Origin of the sequence: uncultured Succiniclasticum sp., assembly GCF_902793885.1 — a bacterium.
GTDB lineage: Bacteria > Bacillota > Negativicutes > Acidaminococcales > Acidaminococcaceae > Succiniclasticum.
In genome coordinates, this window is sequence record NZ_CADBFF010000004.1 from 44144 (window position 1) to 71140 (window position 26997).

Genomic DNA, 26997 nt, shown 5'->3' on the forward strand with positions numbered 1-26997 from the left:
CTGTTGTATAATAAAAAACTTTGACGGCTGTAAAAAATCATGCTATAATATACATGTATTCAATATGCTTTGCTATAGTAAAGTATTTATAGCATTTTCCGGTGTTCTGTGTGGAGGTTGCCAATGTTCGCAGTTGGTGACAAGGTAGTATATCCGATGCATGGCGCAGGGCAGATAGAAGCCATTGAAGAGCGGGTGTACGATGAACAGCTAACTCAATATGTAGTTCTTTCCATGTTTTTAGGCAATATGAAAGTGCGTATTCCGGTATGCAATCTGGAAAAGGTTGGGTTACGTCCGATTATTCCTCAAAAAAAGATGAAAGAAATCAAAAAGGTGCTGGCGACAGAAGTGGTCAACAATCTGAAAAGTATTACCTGGAACCGCCGCTTTACCATTTATATTGATAAAATGAAAAGCGGAGATGTCCTGGACCTGGCGGAAGTGATCAGTATTCTGGCCAGGCAGGATAAGCAGAAACGTCTTTCCACGGGGGAACGGCGGCTGTTGGGAAACGCGAGACAGATCCTTGCCAGTGAAATTATGATTGTAAAAAACAGCAGTATTGAATCGGCTGAAAAGTGGATTGATAATTCGTTAAACATAGCCTGACTGATTTTCATTAAGATGGAAATGTTGCATGGTTGGTGGAAGGCAGTGCCAGAATTTATGTTCTGGCATTTATTTTTTTTGCGAAAAACATCTTTTGACACTGTTATAAAATCTAAATCTGTAGTAAAATATAAAAATAAGTATGATGGATAAGTGTTATCTTTTAATTGCTTATGAATCTTGAAGAAAGGAGGAAATCCATGTTACGAAGAATACTCACTGCAGCGATAGCCGTTGTTTTAACTGTAACCGGACTTATACTGATGGAACAGCTGCTTCCTCAAATTTCATATTTTCTCGGCTATAACATTCATTCCAAAGGTCTGCTGGGCTATTCTTACATCCACTGGCTGTTTGCCATCGTAAGCGTACTGTTTTTCAGCTGGGTAGGCTGGGTCATTACGCCCTTTCTGATTAAATTTCTGCTTAAATATTCGGAACTGGTTGCTTCCGTTCTGGCAAAAGCGCCTTCTGCCGATATTATTGTTTCGCTGATTGGCGTACTGGTGGGCCTGATTTTGGCCAACCTGATCGGAGCACCGTTTTCCCGTCTGCCAATCGTCGGTTCTTATATTCCGATCATTTTAAGTATCGTTCTGGCTTTAACGGGCGCCAAGGTCGCATCCCACAAAAGCAAAGATATTCTGGGGCTGTTTTACCGTTCCCGGCCGCCGGGGGAGTTATCGCCTGCCAAGCCGGACGATATGGCGCAGGATCCGCAGGAAGAAGTTGTGGTTGACGCGGCTTCCATGCCGGCGGAACTGGCGGCATTCAATAAGCTCCTTGATACCAGTGTGATCATAGACGGGCGCATTGCAGATATCCTGAAAACCGGTTTTTTGGAAGGAAATCTTGTGATTCCCCATTTTGTGCTGGATGAGTTGCAGCGCCTTTCCGATTCTTCGGATAATCTGAAACGGGCTAAAGGCCGCAGGGGATTGGATTTTATTCATGAACTGCAGGAAATGTTCCATCATGTTGTCATCGTGCAGGATCCGGAACACGATATGATCCAGGATGTGGACAGCAAACTGGTCGCCCTTGCGAAGGATACAAATTCTATCATCGTTACCAATGATTTTAATCTGAATAAGGTGGTATCCATTCAGGGAATCCGGGTGTTAAATATTAACGATCTGGCCAATGCAGTGAAACCGGTAGTGATTCCCGGGGAAGAAATGACGGCGTATCTGCTTCGGGAAGGCAAGGAAAGCGGACAGGCTATTGCGTATCTGCAGGACGGCACGATGATTGTTGTAGAGGGCGGACGCAAATATATCGGCAACAAGATTCGTATCGCGGTTACTTCTGTGCTGCAGACATCAGCCGGCCGTATGATATTTGCCAAAGTTCCCAAAAACCATGATGTCCGTGATATGTTAGCCGGGGCGGAGGGAAAATGAAAGAGTTGCTGACCGTAATCGTTCCGGCAGCCGGTGCAGGCAGACGCATGGGACTTGGTAAAAATAAGGCGTTTGTTACCGTTGGCGGAATGCCGTTGCTGGTTTTATGCCTTAAAATGCTGGCAGAGACCCGGATGGTGCGACGTATTATTGTGGTTGTGAGGAACTGGGAGATAGCGGAAACAGAAAAGATGCTGCAGGAATATCAGCCCCGCTGTTTTCCCGGTATAGACTGGCAGGTAACGGCAGGAGGAAAAGAACGGCAGGATTCTGTCGCCAATGGTCTGGCGCTGATAACCGATGAAAGCGGTTATGTGGCAGTGCATGACGGAGCCCGGCCTTTTGCGGGCACGGATGTTTTCTCCCGCACGTTTGCAAAAGCAAAGGAATGTGGCGCTGCCATTGCGGCAGTTCCTTTGAAAGATACCGTGAAAATTGTGGATACCCACGGCTTTGTTGTATCCACACCGGACAGGTCCACTTTATGCGCTGTGCAGACGCCGCAGATTTTTGAGATTCATGTGTTGCGCAAAGGATATGAGTATTTAAAAGAGCATCCGTTTGCGGTAACAGATGATGCTTCTCTGGTGGAGGCATCGGGGCATCCGGTGGCTGTGGCGGAAGGTTCTTATGAAAATATTAAGGTAACGACGCCGGAAGATATCCTGTTGGCTGAAAAATTATTGGAAAAGAGAGGCATTTCCGGATAATATTCGGTGTCTGTTGTTGTGTAAGATATTGATGTTCTGATTGTTTCATCACTGTTTTTGCCGTCGGACGATGGCGGAATGGAGTGTTCGATTATGCAGTTCAGGGTAGGAACCGGTTTTGATGTACATGCCCTTGTAGAAAACCGGTCTTTGATTCTGGCAGGTGTGCAGATACCTTACGAAAAAGGGCTGCTGGGGCACAGCGATGCGGATGTGGCGCTGCATGCTTTGATGGATGCATTGCTGGGAGCTGCCGGCATGGGCGACATCGGGAAGCATTTCCCTGATACCGATGCCAGATTTGAAGGCGCCGACAGCCGCCGTCTTCTGCGTTTTGTTGTGGAAATGTTGCAGAAAGAGGGCTGGCAGGTTAATAATGTGGACGTGACCATAATTGCGCAGCGGCCCAAATTGGCGCCGTTTATTGCAACCATGCGGGAACGGGTCGCCGGCGATTTGTGCATCGGAGAAGATGCGGTCAATATTAAAGCGACGACCACGGAAAAACTTGGCTTTACCGGAAGGGGCGAAGGCATCGCCGCGGAAGCAGTGGCCAGTATTATAAAAGCCTGAGGCTTGCGTGACTGTAAGAGTGTGTGGTATGCCGGCCGACAGGATGCTTTGGCTGCGGGCGGCAATATAAGGTTTATAATTAATTATTATAGAGTAAGAGTTTGAATATCATTTTTGGAGGGATTTTCAATGTCACAGGAAATTCGTGTACGCTTTGCACCAAGCCCTACAGGGCCGTTTCATATCGGAGGAGCCCGGAGTGCTTTGTTTAACTGGCTGCTGGCCAGAAAACTGGGCGGTAAGATGGTGCTCCGTATTGAAGATACGGATCGGAAACGTTCTACGCCGGAATCGGAAGAAAATATAAAAAATTCGTTACGATGGCTGGGCATGGACTGGGACGAAGGCGTTGATGTAGGAGGCCCGTACGGTCCGTACCGTCAGATGGAGCGGCTGGACATCTATAAGAAATATACAGACCAGCTGCTGGCAGAGGGAAAAGCGTATTACTGCTACTGTACGCCGGAAGAGCTGGAGGAAGAACGGCAGGGTCTTCTGAAAGAAGGAAAAATGCCCCGCTATATGGGAAAATGCAGGGAACTGACGCCGGAACAGATTGCAAAATATGAAGCGGAAGGCCGCAAGCCTTCGGTCCGTCTGCGTGTGCCGCCCAATGAAAAGATCGTTGTCCACGACCTGATCCGGGGCGACGTGGAATTTGATTCCAATGGGATCGGGGATTTTGTCATTGTCAAATCTGACGGAATTCCTACCTATAATTATGCGGTGGTCATTGACGACAGCCTCATGCATGTGACGCATGTTATCCGTGCGGAGGAACATTTATCCAATACGCCCAGGCAGCTGCTGGTCTATGATGCGTTAGGCTTTGAAAAACCGGTATTCGGTCATGTTTCCCTGATTTTGGGAACAGACCATACGAAGATGAGCAAACGGCATGGCGCCACGTCCCTGGATGCGTACCGTCAGAAGGGATATATTCCGGCCGGCCTGAACAATTTCCTTGCGCTGCTGGGGTGGGCTCCTTCCGGGGAGAAGGAAATCTTTACCATGGAAGAAGCGATTCAGGAATTTTCCCTGGATCATGTGGCTAAAAATCCGGCCGTATTTGATTTCAAAAAACTGGACTGGATTAACGGGCAGCATATCCGCAAAATGTCTGCCGAAGCGTTCTGGGAACTGGCTGTGCCGTTTATGAAAGAGGCCGGCTATATGACCGGCGATGAAGAAGGCGAAAAGCTGGAATGGCTGAAAAAGGTGGTAGCTACCGCCCAGACCCAGATTGATTACGGCGCGCAGATACCGGAAAAGGTTTCCATGTATTTCAGTGATGACTTTGATTTTGAAAACGAAGAAGCCGCTGCGGTGCTGAAGGAAGAAACGGCGCCCATGGTTATGAAGGCCCTGCTGGAAGAATTGAAATCATTGCCGGAACTGAACCGTGACACGGTCAAAGCTGCCTTCAAGAAAGTCCAGAAAGCAAACAAGCTGAAAGGACAGCAGGTGTATATGCCGATCCGTGTAACACTGACAGGGAATCAGCACGGTCCGGAACTGGCGGAAATGATTCCGCTGTTCGGTCTGGAGCGTACGGAAAAGAGAATTTTAAAGAGCCTGGAAAAAGCGGGAGTTTCTTTATAACCGTATTTTCAGCAATGAATTACTGATGAGACATTAAAGAAATACTTCAGTCGGCTATGGTAAAAGAAATCTGCAGGCTGTGCCGCAGGGTATGGCAGGCAAAAGGAGTAACACAGAATGGCAATTAAAGTTTACAATACGATGACACGCAAAAAAGAAGAATTTGTTCCCATGAATCCGGGGAAGGCGAGCATTTATGTCTGCGGCGTAACCCCGTATAACCATCCGCATATCGGCAACGCCCGCCCCTTTGTGACCTGGGATGTGATCCACCGGTTCCTGGAACACGAAGGGTACGATGTGCTGCATGTACAGAATTTTACTGACGTGGATGATAAGATTATCAACACGGCGAATGCAGAGGGTGTACAGTGGAGTGATATCTGCGGCCGTTACATCGAATCGTATTTTGAAGTGATGGATAAGCTGAATGTCCGTCGAGTACAGATTTATCCCCGGGTATCCCGCCATATTCCGGACATTATTAATACGGTCCAGGCACTGATTGACAACGGATTCGCCTATGTGGTGGACGGCGATGTATATTACAGCGTGGAAAAATTCCCGCGTTACGGCTGCCTTTCCGGCCGGGACCTGAACGATATGCTGGCAGGGGCCCGGGTGGATGTGGACGACCGGAAACAGAATCCCATGGACTTTGCTCTGTGGAAAGCGGCCAAACCCGGCGAACCGGCCTGGGATTCTCCCTGGGGCAAAGGGCGGCCCGGCTGGCATATTGAATGCTCTACCATGAGCATGAAATATCTGGGTTCTTCCTTTGATTTCCATGGCGGCGGCAGCGATCTGATCTTCCCGCACCATGAAAATGAGATCGCCCAGTCGGAAGGGGCCACCGGTGTTCATCCCTTTGTGCGTTACTGGCTCCATAACGGGTTTATCACTGTTAATGAAGAAAAAATGTCAAAATCCCTTGGCAATTTCTTTACGGTAAAAGATATTCTGGAACATTTTGCTCCGGAAACGTTACGCTTCTTTATTGTTTCTACCCATTACCGCAGCCCGCTGGACTTCAGCGATGCCCGTCTGAAAGAAGCGGAAGCGAGCCTGCAGCGCCTGCGTACCGCAAAAGAAAACCTGGCTGCCTTGCGCAAAGTCATCAGCGGCGGACCGACGGAAGAGAGTCTGGCGTTACGCGGCAAGGTTGAACAGCTGCGTAATGATTTCATGGAAGCCATGCGTGATGATTTCAATACAGCTCTGGCCATCAGCCATATGTTCGCGCTGGCAAAAGAAATCAATGTGTATAAAGCGCAGACTGATTCCGGCGATGTTGCCCCGGACGGAAAATTAGTGGACATGATGACCAAAGTGTTTGCGGAATTCTGCTCCATTATCGGCGTGTTGGAAGGCGAAGCGGAAGCTGCAGGGAACGATGGTGATGGCGGACTGACGGAACAGCTGATGCAGCTGCTGCTGGAATTGCGCCAGGATGCCCGTAAGGCTAAAAACTACGCACAGGCGGATGCCATCCGCAATAAATTGGGCGAGATGGGCATCGTGATTGAAGATACGCCCCAGGGCGCACGGTGGAAAAAGCAGTGAAATTTATCCGCTTTCAACAATTAAAACAGCAGGCATTGGCAGTTTGTCAGGAAGAAGGAAGACCGCTGCCTGACCCAGGTCAGATGAATCCAATCGTGTTGGCGCTGATCGGAGACAGTGTGTTTACGTTTTATGTCCGCATGCGCCTGCTGCCGGTGTCCAGTCATGTGCAGGTGATCCACACGATTGCTGCCAAAATGGTATCTGCTGTGATGCAGGCTAAAGCTATGCACGTTTTGGAAACCGGACTGTCTGAACAAGAGGCGGCGATCGTGCATCGGGGACGCAATGCCAAGTCCATGGTACCCAAAAGCGCCAGCGTCAGCGAATATCGTGCGGCAACAGCATTTGAAACGCTATGCGGCTGGCTGCTTCTGACAGATCAGGAAAAACGCCTGGAAGAATTTATGGAACAGGCTTTTCAGGTCATTTCCCGGGAAATGCAGGAACCGTCTGACAGATAAGTTTCAGGAAATGAATACAAAAGGCCGGCAGGCTTTTAGAATAAGCGGATGTTTTTAAACCGGCTTTTTGTGATACGGATTTGTCAAATCATTTTGCCAATATGTCGAATATAATATGATGAAAAGACAAAAAGGGTTTGAAAGAGGGAGGAATTGTAATGAAAGTTGTTTTGCTGAGACATACTCCGGATCCGGATAAATCGGTTGCCTTGAGCGCAAGGTTGTGTTATTCTCCCGTGGGGGTAACCGAGTTACAGGAAAAGATGAGCGATGAAGAGGCTGCGCGGCTGGTTCGTATGTTAGTCCGTATGGGTCATTTTTCACCGATTGAACATGTAACCTTTACCTTTGCCATCGAGGGTGTTTCCCGTGTTCTGACACATCAGCTTGTCCGTCACAGGATCGCTTCGTATTCGCAGCAGTCCCAGCGGTATGTGAAAGAACATAATTTTGAATCGATCATGCCTCCGGCTATTGCGGCAATTCCGGAAGCAAAAGCTAAATTTGAGGCATGCATGCAGAATCTGCAGGATCTGTATAATGATCTGGCGGATCATTACGGGATTGCTAACGAAGATGCGCGCTATGTACTGCCTAATGCGGCGGAAACGAAAATCGTCTGCACCTTTAATGCCCGTTCGCTCTATAATTTCTTCAATTTGCGCTGCTGCAACCGCGCGCAGTGGGAAATCCGCGAACTGGCCTGGAAGATGCTGATGGAATGCCGGAAAGTGGCTCCGGTTCTGTTCGAAAAAGCGGGCCCGGACTGTGTGGCCAAGGGAACCTGTAAAGAAGGAAAGATGAGCTGCGGTATTTTGCCAAAGGTGAAACAGTATCAGGCTGAAGGCAAAGAAGTAGCGGAATTGTTTTTGCCGGAGGAACCTGCAATTATTAAATAGAGTATCGGGCCTCGTCTTTTTATCCGGCGGCATTTCAGTTGCCGGCGTACGTAAGGAGCATCTATGACAGAAGAAATTATTGCCGGGCGCAATGCGGTTTTTGAGGCGTTGACAAGCAAACGTCCGATCAATAAGATTTTTATTAAAGCAGGACTGCAAGGTGGGAGCCTGGGGAAGATAGTGGCAGCGGCACAGGAAGCTGCGGTTCCGGTAGAATATGTGCAGGCCGAAAAGCTCGACAGGCTGGCGCCGGGCATGCGGCATCAGGGAATTGTGGCGCTGGCCTCTCCGATTGCGTTCAGTACTCTGGAGGATGTCTTACAACGGGCTGCGTCACGAAACGAAACACCGTTTTTGCTTTTATTGGACGAACTGCAGGACCCGCAGAATGTGGGAGCGCTGATACGCAGCGCGGATGCTGCGGGGGTGCATGGCGTTTTATTGCCCAGGCGGCGAAGCTGTCCTTTGAATATGGTGGTAGCCAAGGTATCGGCCGGAGCTGTGAACTATGTGCCTGTGGTTCAGATCGGGAACATTATTCAGACGCTTCACAGTTTACAAGAGCAGGGCTTTTGGGCTGTGGGTGCAGACATGGATGGCGAAAGCCTGTATTTTGACGCGGACCTGGACCGTCCTGTGGTTCTGGTAATCGGGGCGGAAGGAAAAGGCCTGGGGCGTCTGGTAAAGGAAAACTGTGATATGCTTGTCCGGATCCCTATGCAGGGAGGCGTTAACTCCCTGAATGCTTCCGCGGCCGGAGCGATTCTGCTGTATGAAGTGGTACGGCAGCGACTGCAAAAGGTCACATCATGAAAGAGTATTATCTGGTTGACGGATATAACGTTATCAATAACTGGCCTGAGTTTGCGGGAATACGGGATAAGGACCTGGAGCATGCGCGTGATCTGCTGACGGATCAGGTGGCGGAGTTTTCTGCTTTTCGTGGCTATGAAGCGATCGTTGTGTTTGACGCTATGGATGTAAAGGGACCGGAAGCAACAGAACACAGCCGTGGATGCACGGTCGTTTATACCGCTGAAGAGGAAACCGCCGACAGCTGGATCGAACGGGAAACCTATCAGATTGCCAAAAAGGGGATTAAGGTCTTTGTCGTGACCAGCGATAAGGCGGAACAGGACAGCGTGCTCGGTTCCGGGGCATACCGCATTTCGGCCCGTGAATTCCGGGAAATATATTATAAGACCAAAAAAGAAATAGAGGAAAGAATAGACAAACTGCCGGGGAGTACAGGCCGGCGGGAGCTGGGCGGACGTATTGATGACGAGGTGGCGTTGTTCCTGGAGAAACTGAGGCGGAGATAAGCAGGAGCGAGATTGTTTCAGGGTCTGAGATATCCGTATTCCTGCGCTGTTGACGTTATCACAGCTCGTCGTGTATAATAAATTATCCTTAACCGATCCTTAACCGGTTGCCCGGCCGGAGGAAAAACAGATTGAAATTACTGGAAGGTGGAATATAGATGAACGGCAGAACCGGCGATCCCTATGCCAGATTTGCTGATATGCCGGATGAAGATATTGTTGGGCTGGCCAATACGGAGAACAATGTGCTGGCGCAGGAATATCTGTTGCATAAGTACCGTAATTTTGTGCGTGGAAAGGCAAGAAGCTATTTTCTGATCGGAGCGGAACGGGAAGATATCATTCAGGAAGGAATGATAGGTTTATATAAAGCAATCCGTGACTTTCGACAGGATAAGCAGACTTCGTTCCGTTCTTTTGCGGAATTGTGTGTGACCCGCCAGATTATTACGGCTATTAAAACAGCAACCCGGCAAAAGCATATTCCGTTGAATTCTTATGTTTCTTTAAATAAACCGATTTATGAACAGGATTCGGATCGTACGCTGCTGGACGTAATCTCCAGCAGGACAAAAGTGGTAAATCCGGAAGAGATGATCATCCGGCGGGAAGAGTTTATCGAAATTAAGAATAAGATGAACATGATTCTCAGCGATTTGGAGTGGGAAGTGTTCATGAATTATCTGGACGGCAAATCCTATCAGGAAACGGCCAGAGAACTGCATCGGCATATTAAGTCTATCGACAATGCACTGCAGCGTGTTAAAAGGAAGGTGGAAAAATATAAAGAGGCCCATATGGGGGATTCGGAAATACAGACGGTGTGTTCCTGTATCCTTTCGATAGAATCCCGCAAGCGGGAAAGAAAAAAGAAACCGCAGAAGTGAATGAAATTGATAAATGTGAAACAAACTGTTGTATTGAAGTGAAGAATAGTATAAAATATAAGTAGCGCTAAAGGATTTTATCCGGAAACAGCGAATTGATATTGTTATAGAAATTAATTGTTCCGGCATTTTTAAATAGGATCTGCTAACAGATTTAGGAGGTAATTAAAATGAGTCAGACAGAAGAATTTGTAAAGATTGTTGAGGCGGCAAAAGAATCCAAGGGAGTAATTTTTGTAACTGGTAAGCCCGGCAGCGGTAAAAGCAAGGTTTTACGCGAAGCGGCCGAAGACAAGAAATGGGATTATGTAGATTGTCGTTTGCTGATCAGCGAAGAGTTTTTGGCTGTTCCGAAAGAAGAACGGAATGAAAAAGCACCGGCCATGATGGGAGAAGCGCTTGCCAGTTATAATTCAGAGGTTATCTTATTAGATCGTTTACAGACTTTGTTTGTGCCGGTATTCAACTTGGATGTGGCTTCGCTGCTTAAAGAGCTGGGACAGAAATTTGTTCTGGTTGCGGCCTGGCCCGGATATGTGAAAGATGGCATGCTGTGTTATGATAAATTTGACGGGACCGAGTCTATCCGGATTCCGCAGGATGGTTTTACGATTTGGAATGTTGATTGAGACTTGAGGGGACAAATGATAAATGTAAAAGGGACATTAGCCGTTCTGACCGGGGGCGGCGACTGCCCGGGATTAAATGCGGTCCTGAACGCGGTAGTCAAGGCTGCGTTAGGGCACGGATATCAGATTTATGGTATTGAAAATGGTTTTAACGGCCTGATAAAGAACCGGATGAAACTCCTGACATATGATGATGTGTCCGGTATTTTGCCGCGGGGCGGTACGGTTTTGGGTACGACCAACCGTGACAATCCGTTTAAATTTGCACACGTGGAACCGGATGGTTCGGTTACTTATACGGACGAAAGCGAAACGATTGTAAAAAATCTGTCAAAACGCGGGATAGAAACCCTGATCGTGATCGGCGGGGATGGCAGCCTGGCTATCGGAGCACAGCTTTCCCGGGACTGCGGCGTCAAGGTGATCGGGGTGCCCAAAACGATAGATAACGATTTGCCCTGTACGGAACGGACTTTCGGATTTGATACGGCTATGGCCGTGGCGACAGAAGCGGTTGACCGGCTGCACAGTACAGCGGAATCGCATCATCGGATCATGATTTTGGAAGTCATGGGCCGGTATGCGGGATGGATTGCCCTGCACTCCGGTGTGGCGGGCGGTGCGGATGTTATTTTGATTCCGGAAATCCCCTATCACCTGGATGCGGTTGCCAAGAAGATACTGAAACGCCAGCAGGAAGGCAAGATGTTCAGCATTGTTGTTGTGGCGGAAGGCGCGAAACCGGAAGGCGGGGAAATGACAGTGGCCCGCATTGTAAAGGACAGCTTTGAGCCGATCCGGTTAGGCGGCGTTGGGAATAAGCTGGCACAGCAGCTGGAGGAGCTGACCGGAATTGAAGCCCGCTGCACAGTATTGGGCTATCTGCAGAGAGGCGGTTCCCCGACGGCCTTTGACCGGGTGTTATGTACCCGGTACGGGGTGGCGGCGATTGAGGCATGTATTGCAGGAAATTATGACGTTATGGTTTCCCTGCATAATGATTCCATTGTAACGGTTCCGCTGCAGGATGCCGGAAGAAAACCCAGGTCTGTTACGGTGGATAATGAAATTGTCAAAGCGGCAAGAGACATCGGAATTTGCTTTGGCGATGAAGCTTAAATGGCTTCAGGACGCATCTGTTTGACGGGATGCGTCCTGTTTTTGAGAAATTTGCAAGAAACTTATAAAAAACAGTTGACAAACTCTTCCATTTCATGTATTATACTTACTGTCACTGAAATCATGCTGACATAGCTCAACTGGCAGAGCAACGGTTTTGTAAACCGTAGGTTGTAGGTTCGATTCCTATTGTCAGCTCCAGAAGATTTTAATGGAGAGGTTCCCGAGTGGCTAAAGGGAGCAGACTGTAAATCTGCCGCGTTTCGCTTCGTTGGTTCGAATCCAACCCTCTCCACCATTTATTTTATCGCGGGGTGGAGCAGTTGGTAGCTCGTCGGGCTCATAACCCGAAGGTCGCTGGTTCAAATCCGGCCCCCGCAACCATATTATTGTTAATGATGCTGATGTAGCTCAGATGGTAGAGCGCATCCTTGGTAAGGATGAGGTCACCAGTTCAATCCTGGTCATCAGCTCCATTATATGGCGGCATAGCTCAGTTGGCTAGAGCAAGCGGTTCATACCCGCTGTGTCCGCGGTTCAAATCCGTGTGCCGCCACCAAAACAGAAAAGAGGCTCATACAGGTAATCTTGTGTGAGCTTTTTAATTGTTAGAGGAAAGAAAAAATAGTAAAGGCAGCTTTTAAAAGAGTATTTACTATGTGTATGGGTTAGGTACAGAATCAGAAAATTGACTGATTCTGTATTATTTATTTTTAAAATCTGTAAATTTATTGACAGAAAAAGGTAACTGTGGTATTATCATTCAGTGACAATTTAGTTTGCTGTATTTTTATAGTTGGAAAGAGGTGGCAAGAATGCGTACGTTAATTACTTTGGCCTGCACGGAATGCAAACAGAGAAATTATCAGACCAACAAAAACAAAAAGAATGATCCCGACCGTATCGAGATTAAAAAGTATTGCAAGTTCTGCAAAAAGCATACAACTCATAAAGAAACCAAATAATTCTTGATTTGGCGGTGTCTGGATAGCAAGGATGTGAAATAATGACCGTTCCGGAAACTACTTCAACCAATGAAATAAGTACGGTGGGAAAGGTTACGGGATTCATAAAAGAATCAAAGGCAGAGCTGCAGAAAGTTACATGGCCAACAAAAGAGGAACTGTTCATGAATACTATTGTAGTATTGATTGCGGTAGTATTGGTAGCAGTTTGTATCTGGGTAGCCGATACGTTCTTCTCTGTTCTGATCAGATCCATCTTACGGTAAGAGGTACAAGGAGGAAGGGAGTTTACTCCCGCTGAAAAAATGGACGAAAACAAAAATGCTGAAACGCTGGAAAAAGGAAAACGGCATTGGTATGTCATCCATACTTATTCCGGTTATGAGAATAAGGTCAGCGCAAATCTGGAACGTAAGGTTCATTCTCTGGGGATGAGCGACAGGATCTTCCATATCATGATTCCGATGGAGAATGAAGTCGTAGCTGATGAAAATGGTACCAAGCGGATCGTAACCCGTAAGGTTTTTCCGGGTTATGTGCTGGTTGAGATGATTATTGATGACCGCACCTGGTATGTCGTCAGAAATACTCCCGGCGTAACAGGGTTTGTGGGTCCTGACAATAAGCAGCCGGTTCCATTGTCGGATGAAGAAGTCAAACGGATTATGACCGGCAGCATCAATGGTCAGGGGCTGCAGGAAGAGGAAGATTCTGATTCCCAGCCGAAGGCGAAGCCTCAGATTAATTTGCAATTACAACAGAGAGTCCGCTTAAAGACAGGCCCGTTTGCCAGCTTTGAAGGCGTTGTTTCGGCAATTGACAGAGAACGCGGTAAACTGAAGGTCCTTGTGGACATGTTTGGGCGCGAAACTCCTGTTGATATTGATTATACCCAAGTGGAAGAAATTGAATGATAAGGAGGTGTAAGAAACATGGCAAAGAAAGTTGCTAAGGTTGTAAAGTTACAGGTTCCTGGCGGTAAAGCTACTCCGGCACCTCCGGTTGGTCCTGCACTGGGCCAGGCTGGCGTTAACATTATGGCTTTTGTAAAGGACTTCAATGCCCGTACCGCACAGCAGGCCGGTTTGATTATCCCTGTTGAGATTACGGTGTATGAAGATCGTTCCTTTACGTTCATTACCAAGACCCCGCCTGCAGCAGTGTTGCTGAAAAAGGCTGCCGGTCTGGAAAAAGCTTCCGGTGAACCTAATAAGAAGAAAGTTGCTACACTGCCCCGCGCTAAAGCCCGCGAAATTGCGGAAAGCAAGATGGCAGATCTGAATGCAGCTGATGTGGAAGCAGCAACCCGTATGATCGAAGGCACTGCCCGCAGCATGGGCATTGTAATTACTGACTGATTGTCAGTTTAATGAGTGGGAGGCGTAAGCCGTTCGGACCACAAGGAGGAATTTATAATGGCAAAGAAACATGGCAAAAAGTATGTTGATGCGTTAAAACTGATTGACGAAACCAAACTGTATTCGCCGAAAGAAGCAGTTGAACTGGTAAAGAAGACTGTAGTTACCAAATTTGACAGCTCCGTGGAAGCATCTTTCCGTCTGGGCATTAACCCGAAGTATGCTGACCAGCAGGTTCGCGGCGCAATGGTGCTGCCTCATGGAACCGGTAAATCCAAAAAGGTCCTGGTATTTGCGGAAGGCGCAAAGGCCGAGGAAGCAAAAGCTGCCGGTGCGGATTATGTTGGCGGAGATGACCTGGTGGCAAAAATTCAGGGCGGCTGGTTCGACTTTGAAGTCTGCGTAGCGACCCCGAACATGATGGGTAAGGTTGGCCGCCTTGGTAAGCTGTTAGGCCCGAAGGGCTTAATGCCGAACCCGAAGGTTGGTACCGTTACCATGGACATCACCAAGGCTCTTAATGAAATCAAAGCCGGTAAAGTTGAATACCGTGCAGACAAAGCCGGTAATGTGCAGGCGATGATTGGTAAGTCTTCCTTCTCGGAAGAAGCTCTTCTGGATAACTATATTGCATTAGTTACTACTTTGATTAAGGTAAAACCGTCCGGAGCAAAAGGTCAGTACATTAAATCTGTTACCTTATCTACTACGATGGGACCTGGCATCAAGATTGATGTCCTCAAAGCAGACAGTGCAAAATAATCCGGGACACAATTTTTAAATCAGAAGATAATCGGGCCACAGACAGCAGGTGCGTAAGCGCAAGTGCAGATTCGCACGCCTGCCGAGGCTGGAGACGTTAAAGATAGACAGGCAAATCTTTCACGACCTCCGGCTGCTTCGGCCGAGAGGTCTTTTTGATTTATAAAACGTAAGTCAAAATCTGAAAGAAGGAGGTGCAACTCATTGAAAACAAAAGCAGAGAAACAGGTCCAGTTAGCTGAGATTAAAAAGCTGTTTGCAGAAGCTAAAGGAGCCGTACTGGTTGACTTCAGCGGTCTGACTGTTGCGGAAGATACGGAACTGCGGCGCAAGGTTCGCGAAGCCGGCGCTTCCTATACCGTTTACAAAAACACTTTAATTGCTCTGGCAGCAAAAGAATACGGCCTGGATGACCTGGCTCCCGTATTGGAGAAAAACACTGCAATTTGTTCTTCTTCACAGGACGCGGTAGCAGCCTGCAAGGTAATGTGTGATTTTGTTAAAGATCATAAAAAGATGCAGCTGAAAGCCGGTGTTGTAGAAGGCAAAGTGATTACTGTTGATGAAGTTAAGGCCGTTGCAGCACTGCCGCCGAAAGAAGTGCTGGTTGCCAAAATGCTGGGCAGCCTGAACGCTCCTATTTCCGGCCTGGTTCGTACACTCAACGGAACCGTCGCCAAGATCGTGTATGCATTGGATGCAGTACGCGAACAAAAAGAAAAGCAATCTGCATAATGCATGGTTGAAGAAATAAAAAAATTAAATTATTAAATTGATATGGAGGAAATTATAATGAATAAAGATCAGATTATTGAAGCTATTGAGAAAATGACCGTATTAGAGCTGGCCGAACTGGTTAAGGCTCTGGAAGAAAAATTTGGCGTATCCGCTGTTGCTCCGGTAGCTGTTGCTGCTGCTGGCGCTGCTCCGGCTGCTGCTGCCGCTGAAGAAGAACAGACCGAATTCGACGTAATCCTGAAAGATGCTGGTCAGGGCAAGATCAACGTTATCAAAGCGGTTCGCGAAATCACCGGCCTGGGCCTGAAAGAAGCTAAAGCTCTGGTTGACGGCGCTCCGAAAGCTGTTAAAGAAAAAGTTTCCAAAGCTGACGCTGATGAAGCCAAAGCAAAACTGGAAGCTGCCGGCGCTACTGTTGAAGTAAAATAATTTAACTGCGCGTCATCAGGACCGGTTCCGAAAGGAGCCGGTCTTTTTGTATTGTGTTACCGGATATTTCGGATTCGGGGTTGGATTGCTGAATGCCAGGATAACGGGCAGGCAAAACGCCTCGCATAATTTATGTTATTATTCATAGTTGCAAAAAAAATATTAAAAGGGGAGTTGACAAATTGTTGACAGTTGTGGTATCATTATTTACCACAATTATGCTTTTTGTGTTTGTGACCAAAATGCAGGCTTGACTACAACGGCCAGATAGTGTAGTGGTTCACATCGGCTGCCATATCGTTGGGATGAAGTACGTTCGTCTGATTTGAATAACAGGGTGATCTTGCGGTAAGAACCTTGTTTTTTTTGACTTTGGGCAACGTGCATAGTTTTGTATTGCCTGACTTATATAACAAGGAGTGAAGACCTACATGTTTAAACCGGTTCAGACAGGTGACAGGACCCGGTATAGCTTTGGCAAAATCAAAGAAGTTTTGCCAATGCCTCATTTGATTGACCTGCAAAGGAAATCCTATGAGTGGTTCATGAGCGATGGATTGAATGAGATTTTCCGTGACATCTCTCCGATTAAGGACTTTAACGGAAATCTGGAGCTTTCTTTCCAAAGCTTTGAAATCGGCGAGCCAAAATATACCATTGAGGAGTGCAAGGAACGGGATGCTTCTTATTCTGCGCCGTTGAATGTCAACGTTCTGTTGTTGTATAAAGATACGGGGGAAATCAAAGAATCCCGTGTGTTTATGGGCGACTTCCCGCTTATGACCCCTACGGGTACTTTCGTTATCAATGGGGCAGAACGTGTCATTGTCAGCCAGCTCGTCCGCTCTCCCGGGGTTTATTATGATAAAATAATGGACCCCAGCGCAATCTTCTTATATGGAACAACGGTTATCCCGAATCGCGGTGCGTGGATTGAATTCGAAACGGATTTGAACCATGTAATCTATGCGCGTGTGGACAGGACACGTAAGGTGCCGGTCACTGTGCTGCTTCGGGCTATGGGTATGGAAACCAATGAAGAAATCCTGGAATTCTTTGGCGATACCCAAATCGAGAACCATACGGAAGACGGGACCGAAATTATTGAAGCTGTGAAGGCAACACTGGAAAAAGACAGTACGACCAATTGCGAAGAAGCGATGATCGAGCTGTATAAAAAGCTTCGTCCCGGTGAACCGCCGGCGTTTGAAAATGCCAAGCAACTGATTGAACAGACTTTCTTTGACAGTAAACGTTACGACCTGGCTTATGTGGGTCGTTATAAGCTGAATAAAAAACTGGGCTGGAGAAACCGGCTTCAGGATTGTGTCCTGGCAGAACCGCTGGTTGACAAGGAAACCGGCGAAATCATCATTCCGGAAGGAACCATGATGACTGACGAGATGCTGGATAAAGTGGAAGAAAGCCAAGTTTATAAAGAATACGGACTTTACCAGCTGAAAATCAGAGAATTAAGCGGGAAAGTACTGCGTATCGTCTTTACTTCCGGAATTCCTGAAACCCTCCGCACCATTACCAAAGAAGATATCTTTGCTTCTTTTGGTTATTTGTTGAATGTAATGGACGGACATGGTGAAAAAGATGATATCGACCATCTGGGCAACCGTCGTGTCCGCTGCGTAGGCGAACTTCTGCAGAACCAGTTCCGTATCGGCCTGGCCCGTATGGAACGTGTGGTAAAAGAACGCATGACCATCCAGGACGTGGATGTTGTCACTCCGCAGGCGCTGATCAATATCCGTCCGGTGGTGGCGGCGATTAAGGAATTCTTTGGCAGCAGCCAGCTGTCCCAGTTCATGGATCAGAACAATCCGCTGGCAGAGCTGACGCATAAACGCCGTCTCTCTGCATTGGGACCCGGCGGCCTGTCCCGTGAACGGGCCGGTTATGAAGTCCGTGACGTACATAACTCCCACTACGGACGTATGTGCCCCATTGAGACGCCTGAAGGTCCTAACATCGGCCTGATCGGTTCTCTTTCTACCTTTGCGGTTATTAACCAGTTTGGTTTTATTGAAACACCGTACCGCAAAGTTGATAAGGCGCATAAACGTGTTACTAATGAAATTGAATATCTGACCGCTGACGAGGAAGATAAATATATCGTTGCACAGGCCAACGAACCGTTGGATGACGAAGGTTATTTCCTGGGCGAACGTGTTACGGCCCGCCGTAAGAACGACGTTTTAAGCATCCCCCCGGAACGGGCGGATTATATGGACGTATCGCCGAAGCAGGTTGTATCTATCGCAACGGCCCTGATTCCATTCCTGGAGCACGATGATGCCAACCGTGCGCTCATGGGCGCCAACATGCAGCGTCAGGCGGTACCTCTGCTGGCGCCGCAGGCTCCGGTTGTGGGTACCGGTATGGAATATAAAGTGGCTACTGACTCCGGTAACTGTATACTGGCAAAGCATGCCGGCGAAGTCATCCGGGTAACCGGCGACGAAATCCAGGTTCGTACGGAGAACGGCGATATTGATCATTATGAAGTGCTGAAGTTCAAACGCTCCAACCAGAGTACCTGTGTAAATCAGAAACCGATTGTTTTCAAAGGCGATCATGTAAAGGCTGGCCAGGTACTGGCAGACGGTCCTGCTACTGACAAGGGCGAACTGGCGTTGGGTCATAACGTTATCGTTGCCTATATGCCCTGGGAAGGGTATAACTACGAAGACGCAATCCTGCTTTCCGAAGACCTGGTACGGGACGATACCTATACATCAATTCATATTGAAGAATATAACTGTGATTCCCGCGACACCAAGCTGGGACCGGAACAAATCACCCGGGACATCCCCAACGTTTCGGAAGCGGCGCGCAAAGACCTGGATGAGCGCGGTATCATCCGGATCGGTGCGGAAGTACGCCCCGGTGATATCCTTGTAGGAAAAGTTACACCGAAGGGTGAAACCGAGCTGTCTGCGGAAGAACGTCTTGTACGTGCCGTATTTAACGAAAAGGCCCGTGAGGAACGGGACAGTTCGCTGCGCGTGCCCCACGGTGAAACCGGTATTATCGTCAGTGTCAAAGTGTTTACCCGTGAAAACGGTGACGAGCTGCCTCCGGGAGTGAATGAGCAGGTCCGTATCCATATTGCGCAGAAGCGTAAGATCCGTGCCGGCGATAAAATGTCCGGACGTCATGGCAACAAGGGTGTCGTATCCCGCATTTTACCCAGGGAAGATATGCCGTTCCTGCCTAATGGCGAACCGGTCCAGATCGTTCTGAACCCCTTAGGCGTTCCTTCCCGTATGAATATCGGCCAGATCCTGGAGACACATTTAGGTTGGGCTGCGCTGGCGTTAGGCATGAAAATCCAGCGGGATGAAGAAGGCATTGGGGAGCAGCTGGAAAAAACCGGCTATGACCGTGCCGCGTATGGCATGCCCAAACTGACAGATATCGGATACGCCGGCAATGAAAAACTGAGCGCGGTTAAGATGGCGGTTCCTGTATTCGACAGCGCGAATGAAGAAGATCTGCAGAACATGGTGAAGTTGTCCGGTGTAAGTCCTATGGGAAAAACGATCCTGTATGACGGCCGTACCGGCGAACCTTTTGCCAACCCCGTAACCGTGGGCTGCGTTTATATGTTGAAACTGCATCATCTGGTAGACGACAAAATCCATGCCCGTTCTACCGGCCCGTACTCTCTGGTTACCCAGCAGCCGTTGGGCGGCAAGGCCCAGTTCGGCGGACAGCGTTTCGGCGAAATGGAAGTCTGGGCGCTGGAAGCTTATGGCGCGGCGTATACACTGCAGGAAATCCTGACTGTAAAATCTGACGATGTGGTTGGGCGTGTCAAGACCTATGAATCCATCGTCAAAGGGGAAAATATTCCGGAACCCGGTGTTCCCGAATCGTTCAAGGTGCTGGTAAAAGAACTGCAGAGCATCGGACTGGATATCCGTGTGCTGGACGAAGACGGGGAAGATATTTCTCTGCAGGATGAAGAAGAAGAGGCTGTGGAAGTTTCTCCGGAAACCCTGGCTGAACTGCAGGGGGATGCCCCGGTTGTAGTTCCGGACGGTCCAAGAGATTCTGAAGCCTATAATGAAGACGAGCAGTATAATGGTACCGAGCAGGAAGATGACAGCATTGCCGATTTAGGCAATTTAAGCGAAACAACGATGGAAGAACTGTCCAGTTCTGCTGATGAGTTTAATTAAGAAGGGAGCGAGGGGTTCTTGTTAGACGTTAACAATTTTAATTCCATGCGCATTGGGCTGGCTTCTCCGGAACTGATCCGGTCATGGTCGTATGGGGAAGTAAAAAAGCCTGAAACCATTAATTACAGAACACTGAAGCCTGAAACGGACGGATTGTTCTGCGAAAGAATCTTTGGCCCCATCAAAGACTGGGAGTGTCATTGCGGAAAATATAAGCGGATCCGCTACAAGGGAATCGTCTGCGACAAGTGCGGCGTTGAAGTGACCCGTTCCAAGGTTCGCCGCGACAGGATGGGACATATTGAATTGGCGGCGCCGGTATCCCACATCTGGTATTTTAAGGGGATTCCCAGCCGTATGGGCCTGATTTTGGATGTATCTCCCCGCAGTCTGGAACGTGTGCTGTATTTCGTAAACTACATTGTACTGGATCCGGGTGATACGCCGTTACAGAAAAAACAGCTTTTAACGGAAGCAGAATACATGAGCAACCGTGCGAAGTACGGAGATGCATTCCGTGCGGAGATGGGAGCCTCTGCTGTCAAAGAGCTGTTGGAAGAAATAGATGTTCCCGCTTTGGTTGCTGAACTTCGGGAAGAACTGAAAGAGGCGACCGGCCAGAAGAAAGTACGTGTTGTACGCCGTCTGGAAGTTGCGGAAGCATTCGAAAAATCCGGCAATAAGCCGTCCTGGATGATTTTGGATGTGGTTCCTGTCATCCCGCCGGACCTGCGTCCTATGGTTCAGCTTGATGGCGGACGTTTTGCCACCAGTGATTTGAATGACCTGTATCGCCGTGTCATTAACCGTAACAACCGGTTGAAACGGTTACTGGAATTGCATGCGCCTGACATCATTGTACGTAATGAAAAACGTATGCTGCAGGAAGCCGTAGACGCCCTGATCGATAACGGCCGCCGCGGCCGTCCCATTGTGGGACCCGGCAACCGGCCTCTGAAATCCCTGTCCGATATGCTGAAAGGCAAGCAGGGACGTTTCCGTCAGAACCTGCTGGGTAAACGCGTCGACTATTCCGGCCGTTCTGTAATCGTGGTAGGCCCCGAAATGAAGATGCATCAGTGCGGTCTGCCGAAAGAAATGGCATTGGAACTTTTCAAACCTTTCGTTATGAAACGGTTGCAGGATAATGATTCTAATCTGAATATCCGTGCGGCAAAACGCATGGTGGAACGGGCAACTCCGGAAGTCTGGGATGTATTGGAAGAGGTTATCAAAGAACATCCGGTGCTGCTGAACCGTGCACCGACGCTGCACCGTCTGGGTATTCAGGCATTTGAGCCTGTTCTGACCGAAGGTCGTGCCATCACACTGCATCCGCTGGTATGTACGGCTTATAACGCCGACTTTGACGGTGACCAGATGGCAGTTCATTTGCCGCTGTCTGTTGAGGCGCAGGCAGAAGCCCGCCTGATGATGATGTCCGTGAACAATATTCTGGCTCCGAAGGATGGCAAGCCTGTAGCTGTGCCTACGCAGGATATGGTTCTGGGCGCCTATTACATGACGATTGAACGGCCCGGCGCCAAAGGCGAAGGCAACCGTTACAGCAGTCTCCACGAAGCCCTGATGGCTTACTATCATAAATATCTGGATCTGCAGGCAAAGATCTGGATCCTGATTCCCAACGAAGATATTGTGGATGAGCCGAAAAATGAGGGCATGAGCCTGGTTGAAACGACGATCGGTAATGCGATTTACAATGAAGAACTGCCGAAAGAACTGCGCTTCTTCAGTAAACGCAAAGACGAAGAAACCGGTGAAGAGTTCTGGCATCTGGGTCAGCTGATCACTAAAAAGGAACTGGGCAAACTGGTTGCCAAGGCTCATAAGCTCTATGGGAACCTGGGTACCGCCAACGTACTGGATATCGTAAAGAAAATGGGTTACGACAATGCCTGCAATTCCGGCATTTCCATTGCGGTGTCCGATATCCATGTACCACAGGGCAAGCAGGAGATTATCCAGAATTCGGAAAAGCAGGTTGACCGGACGGAGGCAATGTACCGCCGCGGCCTGATGACCGATGACGAACGTTATAAGAAAGTTGTAGATATTTGGAATAAAGCGACGGATGATGTGGCGGACCTGTTGAAAGAAGCCAACACGGCGGATAAGTTCAACCCGATTGCCATGATGGCAGATTCCGGCGCCCGCGGCAGTATTGACCAGATCAAACAGCTGGCCGGTATGCGCGGCCTGATGGCGGATCCTTCCGGTCGTATCATTGACCGTCCTGTAAAGTCTAACTTCCGTGAAGGCCTGACCATTTTGGAATACTTTATCTCCAGCCACGGCGCCCGTAAAGGTTTGGCTGATACCGCACTGCGTACGGCGGACTCCGGTTATCTGACCCGTCGTCTGGTCGATGTGGCGCAGGACGTTATCGTACGGGAAGACGACTGCGATATCCATACCTGCAACCTGGTGAAGGAGCGGAACCGTCTGTGTAAGGCAGAGCTTGGCGCCAGCGCGAAGAAGATTCGTGCCAAAGTGCTGGGCCGCATGCTCGCTGCAACCATCATCAACGAAGCGACCGGTGCGCCGATTGCGGAATCTGATACGATTATTACCAATGATGTATATAATCGCCTGATGGATGCGAATGTTACTTCCATCAGTATCTATGCTCCGAATGGCGATGGCAGCGAAGACGCACGGGAAGAAGTTGCAATCAACATACCTGAAGATTTTGCAAATAGCAAAATTAAAGAGATGCTGATGCATCACTATGCCAATAAAGAAGTGTCCGAAGATATTGTCAACGGCAGCGGTGAAGTGCTTGTCGGTGCTGGCGCTACATTAACGGAAGAAGAGATTGACCGGATTCTGCAGGATAGAACCGTGAGCGAGATTTCTGTCAGGAACAATGAAATTGACGGAATTGAAATTGAAGCCATCACCGAAAACGGAACGGAAATCGAATCACTGCATGACCGTATCATCGGCCGGACGCTGGCGGAAGATATCAAAGATGCGGAAGGCAATGTGCTGTTCCACATCAATGATTATATTACGGAAGATATGGCAGATCAGATTGCCGTGATGCGCGATAAAGTCAAGATCCGTACGGTACTGACCTGTAAATCCAAATTCGGTGTATGCCGCAAATGCTACGGCCGTAACCTGGCAACAGACCATAATGTTGACGTGGGCGAAGCTGTCGGCACCATTGCCGCGCAGGCTATCGGTGAACCGGGTACCCAGCTGACCATGCGTACCTTCCATACGGGCGGCGTTGCCGGTGCGGACGATATTACCCAGGGTCTGCCCCGTGTTGAGGAACTGTTTGAAGCCCGCAAGCCCAAGCATCCCGGTATTCTGGCAGAAAATGCGGGAACGGTCCACATTGTGGAGGAAGCTGGCCAGAAACAGCGCAAGGTCATCATTACAGGGAGTCCTGAAGATGAAGTGGTGGAGCAGACCTACATCATTCCGTACGGCGCCAAGCTTTCCGTTGAGGAAGGCGATACTGTGGAAATTGGCAGCCGTCTGACTGAAGGTTCCCTGAACCCCCACGATATTCTGCGGATTCTGGGACCCCAGGCTACACAGCGGTATATTGTGCAGCAGGTGCTCAGCGTTTATAAATCTCAGGGCGTAGGCATTAACGATAAGCACATCGAAGTTATGGTGCGTCAGATGATGCGGAAGATCCGTATTGATGATGCCGGAGATACTTCCATGCTGCCGGGCGAATATATTGACGTTGGTGAGTATAACGAACAGAACGCTGCTGCTGTGGCCGAGGGTAAGGAACCGGCAAAAGGAAAACCGATTTTGCTGGGTATCACCAAAGCTTCTCTGGCTACCGATTCGTTCCTGTCTGCGGCATCCTTCCAGGAAACGACACGCGTTTTGACCGACGCAGCCATTAAGGGCAAGGTTGATCCGCTGCTGGGACTGAAGGAAAATGTTATTATTGGTAAGCTGATTCCGGCCGGTACCGGCATGAGCCGCTATCGCGACATCAAAGTGAAATACCTGAATGATGCCGGCACAGATGAAAATCCGGTGAAATGAGAGAACAGATACAAATAAAGTAAAAGCGGACAAAGTAAAACTGGATTTCTATACAATGACCATGGCGTGTAAAAGCGTCATGGTTATTTTTTAGGTGCGCCCGGCATGGGCGCAGTCTTAAAGGTGAAAGTCCTAAGTGGGAGTTAGTCGTGCCAAGCACATAGCCGAAAGCAAGGGTGTCCGTCGCGATTTTGTGAAAAACAGAGAACATGATTATTCATTTAGCCTGTTTCCTAAAAATTTCTGGTTCAACGGCGCACAGCTTCAGAAACTAAATATGGCGTCGTAAAGTACGACGCCATGAAACTTACGCTTGTACCTCTGACAGGGTGCAGGCGTTTTTTGTTTTATTTATCACACACATTATAAATCTTTTTCCGCAATGATCTGTCTGGCCATATCGATGAAATCTTGAACCTCCGGGCTGCACTTTTTACGGTAGATAATACCCCGCTCAAAGGGGAAATCCCAATCGGTAGGAATGTAGACGACAGACGGACTGTCAAAAGCAAATTCCCTGATGGCTAACAATACGGCGTTTTCCAGTGCGGCTTTTAAGATGAGCTCATGACCGTAGTAGGGAAAGTCCAAAATCTCTATTAACGGTTCGTGTGTCTCCAGGTAATCGCGCAACAGGTCGTCGGCTTTGGAGACGCCCCGGGCGTGCATCATCAATTTCTTGCCGCGCAAATCGGCAAAAGTAACAGTTGTCAGGCTGGCTAACGGATTCGTTTTGAAAACGCAAATGCTGAATCTGTAGGGTTTGCATGGAATAATATCAAGGCTGGGTTTGTTAAGACGGTTATGGGCAAAGTTCAACATAAAATTACAGGCAATGTCAAACTCGCCGTCCAAGAACGCCGCTAAATAATCCTGAAAAGCTACTGATTTGAAAACGAGGTTAACATTCGGATGAATTTCCTTGAATTTCTTGCAAAGGACAGTTAACAGGTTGGCCTTTAAGCCTGGCAACGTGCCTATGGTGACGGTCGGCGATTTATGTCCGGCCAAGTCCTGGCATTTCCGGTGAAGCGTTTCGTAATTCTTAAGAATAGAGTTTCCTTCTTCCAGAAACACTTTCCCCGTCGGGGTCAGTCGGACGCCCTTTGAGGTTCTTACAAAGACGGAGAAGCCCAGCGTTTTTTCCGCGGCTTTGACCTGCTGCACCAGGGCGGAATGGGATATAAACAGGACGTCTGATGCTTTTGCTATACTGCCGCTTTGAGCGATTTGCTTTAATTTCTCGAACATCTGATATTTTAACATTGTGGATAAACCTCTACTAATACTGGTTACATCTGAAAATAATTCATTAAAACAGTCGAAAATTAATGCATATTATTATATCATGCTCTAATAAAGATATAATATGTTTTTTCTATTTTAGAAGATGTAAGTTTTTCCGACATGTTAATCTGTCTAATTACATGGTTGGAAGTTTTAATATTCCCACTGTTTTAATATGCAATTATTATGAATACGGATTACTATGCGAGAAGATGACAGGATGGAAGGAAATGTAAAGAGTTAGAGGAGGATTCCGTTCATCCAAAGAAACAGGATAATTGTTTGGTGAAATTAGTATTCATATTTTTTTTAAAGTGGGGGGATCAGAATGACTTGGGAAAGGAGTGCGCATGATACTCAGGAAGAAGCTGCCAAAAGCCGGAAAGCCAAAAAAGGAAGGGCTTCCGTAAAGGGAGCAGAAGGCGTCCGGGAAGAACAGATTATCTTTGCACGCATGATGGCCCTGGCCGGGGATTTTATCGTCATTTACGCTGTAGATCCGGTTACGGATAACTTTGTGGGATATAACGCTACCCGGGATTTCGAAGGGCTGGGGCTTACCAGGGAGGGGAAAGATTTCTTTGAAACGGCCCGCGCGGAATGCTGCCGCGCAATTTATCAGGCAGACCAAAACTTTGTTATCACAATGTTCACCAAAGAAAAAGTGATGGCTGAGATTGAGCAGAATGGAATCTTTGAGATGACGTACAGGCTCATGATTGCAGGCGCGCCCACCTATGTGAGACTGAAAGCAGTCCTGGTGAAAGAACAGGAGGGGCCGCGGCTGATTGTAGGTGTCAGCAACATTGATGCCCGCGTCAAACTGGAACAGAAATATGCGCACCATCTGGCGGAAGCCGAAAACAGGGCTGTTATAGATGCTCTTACCGGGATTAAGAATCGGTACGCCTATGTTGATGCAGTAGCCCGGCTTGACAGGCAGATCGGCACAAATGAACCCATAGCGTTCGCCGTCAGCGTCTGCGATATAAACGAGCTGAAAAAAGTGAACGACGAGCAGGGACATCAAGCTGGCGACCTGTATATCCGGGAGGCCTGCCGGATCGTCTGCGAAGTGTTTAAACACAGTCCGGTGTTCCGCTTGGGCGGCGATGAATTTGTCATCATATCCCAGGGCGTTGATTACGAGAATATCGACAGCTTGGTGGAAAAACTTGTGGCAATCAATGTCACGAACAGAGAAGACGGCAGGGTAGTGATCGCCTGCGGTATGTCGAAATTTAATAGCGACCAAAGCGTGGAGGAGGTTTTCAAACGGGCCGATGCACGCATGTATGAAAACAAGAAAAAGCTGAAAGGGTTATCGTGACGGACAGCTTGGAAGAATCGGAAAATCTCATGTTCAACAAATAAATCAAGCGCATATACGTTACGGAAGGGACAAGTTCAGTAATCATACATGTTTGCAAAATAATCC

24 protein-coding genes, 5 tRNA genes and 1 other annotated feature are annotated in these 26997 nt (G+C 48.3%); of the genes, 28 read left to right on the forward strand and 1 reads right to left on the reverse strand.

What is annotated here, in order from left to right; translation table 11 throughout:
• Positions 1-123: 123 nt before the first annotated feature.
• The 27 genes from QZV31_RS03045 to rpoC all read left to right on the forward strand — a co-directional run bounded on the left by QZV31_RS03045 (position 124) and on the right by rpoC (position 24272).
• Entirely contained in the window at positions 124-612 is a 489-nt protein-coding gene (locus tag QZV31_RS03045) for a CarD family transcriptional regulator (RefSeq protein ID WP_093729287.1), read from the forward strand.
• A 200-nt stretch (positions 613-812) separates the two neighbouring features.
• Complete coding sequence (locus QZV31_RS03050) at positions 813-2015, forward strand: PIN domain-containing protein (protein ID WP_295357950.1); 1203 nt, start codon at positions 813-815, stop codon at positions 2013-2015.
• Positions 2012-2725 (forward strand): 2-C-methyl-D-erythritol 4-phosphate cytidylyltransferase, encoded by a 714-nt coding sequence (ispD, locus tag QZV31_RS03055; RefSeq protein WP_295357952.1) that lies wholly within the window; start codon positions 2012-2014, stop codon positions 2723-2725. The genes QZV31_RS03050 and ispD overlap by 4 nt, the downstream gene beginning before the upstream one ends.
• Positions 2726-2803: 78 nt before the next feature.
• Positions 2804-3298 carry a 2-C-methyl-D-erythritol 2,4-cyclodiphosphate synthase gene (ispF, locus tag QZV31_RS03060; RefSeq protein ID WP_295357954.1) on the forward strand — a complete coding sequence of 165 codons (495 nt, stop codon included), beginning with the start codon at positions 2804-2806 and terminating at the stop codon, positions 3296-3298.
• A 129-nt stretch (positions 3299-3427) separates the two neighbouring features.
• On the forward strand, positions 3428-4900 hold the full coding sequence (gene gltX, locus QZV31_RS03065) for a glutamate--tRNA ligase (protein ID WP_295357956.1): 1473 nt from the start codon (positions 3428-3430) through the stop codon (positions 4898-4900).
• A gap of 117 nt (positions 4901-5017) precedes the next feature.
• On the forward strand, positions 5018-6463 hold the full coding sequence (cysS, locus tag QZV31_RS03070; RefSeq protein WP_295357958.1) for a cysteine--tRNA ligase: 1446 nt from the start codon (positions 5018-5020) through the stop codon (positions 6461-6463).
• Complete coding sequence (locus tag QZV31_RS03075; RefSeq protein WP_295357960.1) at positions 6460-6927, forward strand: ribonuclease III domain-containing protein; 468 nt, start codon at positions 6460-6462, stop codon at positions 6925-6927. Before cysS ends, QZV31_RS03075 begins: the two co-directional genes overlap by 4 nt.
• A gap of 158 nt (positions 6928-7085) precedes the next feature.
• Positions 7086-7826, forward strand: coding sequence for an FAD-dependent thymidylate synthase (thyX, locus tag QZV31_RS03080; protein ID WP_295357963.1), 741 nt, complete (start codon positions 7086-7088; stop codon positions 7824-7826).
• 63 nt (positions 7827-7889) lie between these two features.
• The gene (gene rlmB / locus QZV31_RS03085) at positions 7890-8639 is read left to right on the forward strand and encodes a 23S rRNA (guanosine(2251)-2'-O)-methyltransferase RlmB (protein ID WP_295357966.1); all 750 of its coding nucleotides are present in this window, start codon (positions 7890-7892) and stop codon (positions 8637-8639) included.
• Positions 8636-9148: an NYN domain-containing protein gene (locus QZV31_RS03090; protein ID WP_093729281.1), complete on the forward strand. Its 513-nt coding sequence runs from the start codon at positions 8636-8638 to the stop codon at positions 9146-9148. The genes rlmB and QZV31_RS03090 overlap by 4 nt, the downstream gene beginning before the upstream one ends.
• A 158-nt stretch (positions 9149-9306) precedes the next feature.
• Positions 9307-10035: an RNA polymerase sporulation sigma factor SigH gene (sigH, locus tag QZV31_RS03095; RefSeq protein ID WP_093729280.1), complete on the forward strand. Its 729-nt coding sequence runs from the start codon at positions 9307-9309 to the stop codon at positions 10033-10035.
• Between the two features lie 170 nt (positions 10036-10205).
• A complete protein-coding gene (gene brxF / locus QZV31_RS03100) occupies positions 10206-10664 on the forward strand; it encodes a BREX-3 system P-loop-containing protein BrxF (RefSeq protein ID WP_093729279.1) in 459 nt (152 codons plus the stop codon).
• A 15-nt stretch (positions 10665-10679) separates the two neighbouring features.
• A complete protein-coding gene (locus QZV31_RS03105) occupies positions 10680-11783 on the forward strand; it encodes an ATP-dependent 6-phosphofructokinase (RefSeq protein WP_295357973.1) in 1104 nt (367 codons plus the stop codon).
• A gap of 125 nt (positions 11784-11908) precedes the next feature.
• A tRNA-Thr gene (locus QZV31_RS03110) sits at positions 11909-11984 on the forward strand.
• Between the two features lie 12 nt (positions 11985-11996).
• Positions 11997-12081: transfer RNA gene (locus QZV31_RS03115), tRNA-Tyr, on the forward strand.
• A 10-nt stretch (positions 12082-12091) separates the two neighbouring features.
• Positions 12092-12167: transfer RNA gene (locus QZV31_RS03120), tRNA-Met, on the forward strand.
• Between the two features lie 16 nt (positions 12168-12183).
• Positions 12184-12259: transfer RNA gene (locus QZV31_RS03125), tRNA-Thr, on the forward strand.
• 6 nt (positions 12260-12265) lie between these two features.
• Positions 12266-12342 (forward strand) — tRNA-Met (locus QZV31_RS03130).
• Between the two features lie 256 nt (positions 12343-12598).
• Positions 12599-12748 (forward strand): 50S ribosomal protein L33, encoded by a 150-nt coding sequence (gene rpmG / locus QZV31_RS03135; protein WP_093729277.1) that lies wholly within the window; start codon positions 12599-12601, stop codon positions 12746-12748.
• A 41-nt stretch (positions 12749-12789) separates the two neighbouring features.
• Positions 12790-13014, forward strand: a complete 225-nt coding sequence (gene secE / locus QZV31_RS03140) for a preprotein translocase subunit SecE (RefSeq protein WP_295357978.1) — start codon at positions 12790-12792, stop codon at positions 13012-13014.
• Between the two features lie 39 nt (positions 13015-13053).
• Positions 13054-13662, forward strand: coding sequence for a transcription termination/antitermination protein NusG (nusG, locus tag QZV31_RS03145; RefSeq protein ID WP_295357980.1), 609 nt, complete (start codon positions 13054-13056; stop codon positions 13660-13662).
• 18 nt (positions 13663-13680) lie between these two features.
• Positions 13681-14106 carry a 50S ribosomal protein L11 gene (gene rplK, locus QZV31_RS03150; protein WP_093729274.1) on the forward strand — a complete coding sequence of 142 codons (426 nt, stop codon included), beginning with the start codon at positions 13681-13683 and terminating at the stop codon, positions 14104-14106.
• Positions 14107-14163: 57 nt separating this feature from the next.
• The gene (gene rplA, locus QZV31_RS03155) at positions 14164-14868 is read left to right on the forward strand and encodes a 50S ribosomal protein L1 (RefSeq protein ID WP_093729273.1); all 705 of its coding nucleotides are present in this window, start codon (positions 14164-14166) and stop codon (positions 14866-14868) included.
• 18 nt (positions 14869-14886) lie between these two features.
• Positions 14887-15034, forward strand: a sequence feature (ribosomal protein L10 leader region).
• 38 nt (positions 15035-15072) lie between these two features.
• Complete coding sequence (rplJ, locus tag QZV31_RS03160; RefSeq protein WP_295357983.1) at positions 15073-15603, forward strand: 50S ribosomal protein L10; 531 nt, start codon at positions 15073-15075, stop codon at positions 15601-15603.
• 57 nt (positions 15604-15660) lie between these two features.
• On the forward strand, positions 15661-16035 hold the full coding sequence (gene rplL / locus QZV31_RS03165; protein WP_366508679.1) for a 50S ribosomal protein L7/L12: 375 nt from the start codon (positions 15661-15663) through the stop codon (positions 16033-16035).
• Positions 16036-16466: 431 nt separating this feature from the next.
• Complete coding sequence (locus QZV31_RS03170; RefSeq protein ID WP_295357986.1) at positions 16467-20231, forward strand: DNA-directed RNA polymerase subunit beta; 3765 nt, start codon at positions 16467-16469, stop codon at positions 20229-20231.
• An 18-nt stretch (positions 20232-20249) separates the two neighbouring features.
• Entirely contained in the window at positions 20250-24272 is a 4023-nt protein-coding gene (gene rpoC, locus QZV31_RS03175) for a DNA-directed RNA polymerase subunit beta' (protein WP_295357989.1), read from the forward strand.
• A gap of 363 nt (positions 24273-24635) precedes the next feature.
• On the opposite strand, the gene QZV31_RS03180 is transcribed toward rpoC, so the two are convergent.
• Positions 24636-25538, reverse strand: coding sequence for a LysR family transcriptional regulator (locus QZV31_RS03180; protein WP_295357992.1), 903 nt, complete (start codon positions 25536-25538; stop codon positions 24636-24638).
• Positions 25539-25887: 349 nt separating this feature from the next.
• On the opposite strand from QZV31_RS03180, the gene QZV31_RS03185 reads away from it, so the two are divergent.
• On the forward strand, positions 25888-26889 hold the full coding sequence (locus QZV31_RS03185) for a GGDEF domain-containing protein (RefSeq protein WP_295357994.1): 1002 nt from the start codon (positions 25888-25890) through the stop codon (positions 26887-26889).
• Positions 26890-26997 lie beyond the last annotated feature (108 nt).